Below are 2,400 nucleotides of genomic sequence, written 5' to 3' on the forward strand. Positions count from 1 at the left end.
AGCGCAGGCTGGTGATGGCAAAGGCGTGGCGGGCGATGCGGGCGGCAGGCATGGCTGGAACGTGGGGGCAGGGGGGTAGTGGGAGCGGCGCAGCAAGCACTGGCGCGCCGCTTTCGGGATAATACCGGTTTCCGCCCGCAGGCGATGGCTCCTGCCAGCGCCGCCCGCAGCCTGCGCGCGCCGTCCCCCCATGGATTCCCGATGCGTCTTGTGCCGCCCCCGCCGAGCTTTCCTGCCGCTGTCCGCCGGCCGCTGCTGTGCTGTGCCGCCGTGCTGGCATTTGCCCTGTGCGCCTGTTCGCCGCGCTATGACTGGCGCACCATCCAGTCCGGCGAGGGCGCTTATGCCGCGCTCTATCCGGGCAAGCCCACCAGCGCCGCTCGCGACGTGACCATTGCCGGGCGCAAGCTGCCGATGACGATGGAAGCCGCGCGCGTCGACGACACGCTGTTCGCCGTGGGTGTGGTGACGCTGCCCGCCGATGACGAAGCCTTGCGGCGCGAGGCGCTGGCGGCGATGCAGGCCGGCCTGCTGGCCAACCTTGGCACGCCTTCGGGCGAGCCGCGCGCGCGGCCCGTCACCGTGATGAGCGCCGACCGTCCGGGCCGCCCGCTTGCCGGCGTGGAAGTGCAGGCCAGCGGGGTGTCGCCGCAGGACCAGTCGCCGCGCCGGCTGACGGCGCGCCTGGTGGCCGTGGGTACGCGCGCGTACCAGGCGGTGGTGCTGGAATCGGGCGACGCCGCGCGCGACGCGCGCCAGGCCGAGCAGGTGGAGCAGTTCCTGGGCGGTTTCCACCCGTTCTGACGCGCCGCGCCGCAGGAAAGATTGTTGGTGCCGTGGCTGCGGGAGCGTGGCCCCGGCATGGTTGTCGTCAAAGGAGAGTGGGATGCGTTGGGAAGTGTGGTTGGCTTATTTCGCCGCGTGCTGGGTGATCGCCGTGTCGCCGGGGTCGGGCGCGGTGCTGTCGATGAGCCACGGGCTCTCGTACGGGCTGCGCAGGACCACCACCACCATCTTCGGCCTGCAGGCCGGGCTGGTGATCGTGCTGCTGGTGGCGGGTGGCGGCCTGGGCGCGCTGCTGCTGGCCTCGGAGCAGGCCTTCATGGTGGTCAAGACGATTGGGGCGCTGTACCTGATCTACCTCGGCGTGCAGCAATGGCGCGCGCAGGTGGAGAGCGGGGCGGACCAGGGTGGCAGCGCCGCCCCCGTGCGCGTGGCCGTGATGAGCCGGCGCCGGCGCTTTGCCACCGGCCTGCTGACCAATGTGACCAACCCCAAGGGCATCATCTTCATGGTCGCGGTGCTGCCGCAGTTCATCGATCCCAACCGGCCGCTGGCGCAGCAGCTGGCGATCCTGGCCGCCACCATGTGCTGCGTGGACCTGGTGGTGATGCATGGCTATGCGCTGCTGGCTTCGCGCATGCAGGGGCTGTTCCGCAATGCGCGCGCGGTGCGCTGGCAGAACCGCTTCTTCGGCAGCGTGCTGATGGCGGTGGGCGCGGCGCTGTTCTTCGTGCGCCGGCAACACGCCTGAGCAGGTCTGCATCATTACTGGCGCGCACCGGCCGGGTTTGCTTCAATGAGGAGGAAACCCGGCCACGGAGACCCCGCATGCCCGCCTTGCCGAACCCCCACGCCGGTGCGCGCCTGCAGCCGCGCCATACCGTGCCCCCGGTCGAAGAGCCCGGGCCGCCGGGCATCCCCCCGGACTTGCCGTTGCCGCCAGAGGAAGACCCGACCCCGCCCCCGGTCGAGCCGCCGGTGGCCGGGCCCGNNNNTGCCGGGCGCTACTGCTTCAGTTCGTAGAAGTCGTTCAGGCAGTACGCGTCGGTCAGTTCGACCGGCTGGTCGCCATGGGTGTAGCCGGTGCGCCGGATGTGCAGCAGCGGCTCGCCCGGCCCGATGCCCAGGCGCGCGGCCAGTTCCTCGGTCGCCACGACCGCGCGCAGCTTCTCGGTGACGCGCAGCACCGGCTTGCCGATCCGCTCCAGGTAGGCATACAGCGATTCGCCGATGGCGCTGGCGTCGGGCAGCACGGCCAGCGCCAGCGTGGTCACATCCATCCAGTAGATCTGCCCGTCGGCCTTGCGCAGGCGGGTCAGCCTGACGATCTCATCGCCTTCCGGCAGCGCCAGCGCCGCGGCCTCCTGCGTCGTGGCGCGGCGGCGTTCGAACGCCACCAGCTCGCTGGCCGGCGTCATGCCGCGCCGGCGCGCCAGCTCGCTGAAGTTGTCCAGCCGCGCCGGCTTCTGCTCAGCGCGCGGCGCGATAAAGGTGCCCGCGCCGCGGCTGCGCGTGATCGCGCCGTCCTCTGCCAGCACCTGCAGGGCGCGGCGGGCCGTGACGCGTGAAATCCCCAGTGAATCCACCAGCGTGCGCTCGGACGGCAGCGCGTCGCCC

Annotated in this window: 3 protein-coding genes; 2 read left to right on the forward strand and 1 reads right to left on the reverse strand. The window is 71.6% G+C overall.

Annotated features, from left to right (window positions below; translation table 11 throughout):
- The first annotated feature begins 201 nt into the window (after nt 1–201).
- Both CF68_RS14395 and CF68_RS14400 read left to right on the forward strand, forming a co-directional pair.
- Nucleotides 202–804, forward strand: a complete 603-nt coding sequence (locus CF68_RS14395; protein WP_010814855.1) for a hypothetical protein — start codon at nt 202–204, stop codon at nt 802–804.
- An 82-nt stretch (nt 805–886) separates the two neighbouring features.
- The gene (locus CF68_RS14400; protein WP_035819854.1) at nt 887–1,534 is read left to right on the forward strand and encodes a LysE family transporter; all 648 of its coding nucleotides are present in this window, start codon (nt 887–889) and stop codon (nt 1,532–1,534) included.
- Between the two features lie 253 nt (nt 1,535–1,787).
- Here the strand turns inward: CF68_RS14400 and CF68_RS14405 are convergent.
- On the reverse strand, nt 1,788–2,400 hold a 613-nt coding region (locus tag CF68_RS14405; protein WP_035819856.1), incomplete at its 5' end, for a GntR family transcriptional regulator.

The sequence above is a fragment of the Cupriavidus sp. SK-4 genome, from assembly GCF_000611125.1.
GTDB lineage: Bacteria > Pseudomonadota > Gammaproteobacteria > Burkholderiales > Burkholderiaceae > Cupriavidus > Cupriavidus necator.

Bases quoted from the DNA above. Each gene is read 5' to 3' on its own strand.
- CF68_RS14395 (WP_010814855.1), top strand. From the start codon at position 202: ATGCGTCTTGTGCCGCCCCCGCCGAGCTTTCCTGCCGCTGTCCGCCGG.
- CF68_RS14400 (WP_035819854.1), top strand. From the start codon at position 887: ATGCGTTGGGAAGTGTGGTTGGCTTATTTCGCCGCGTGCTGGGTGATC.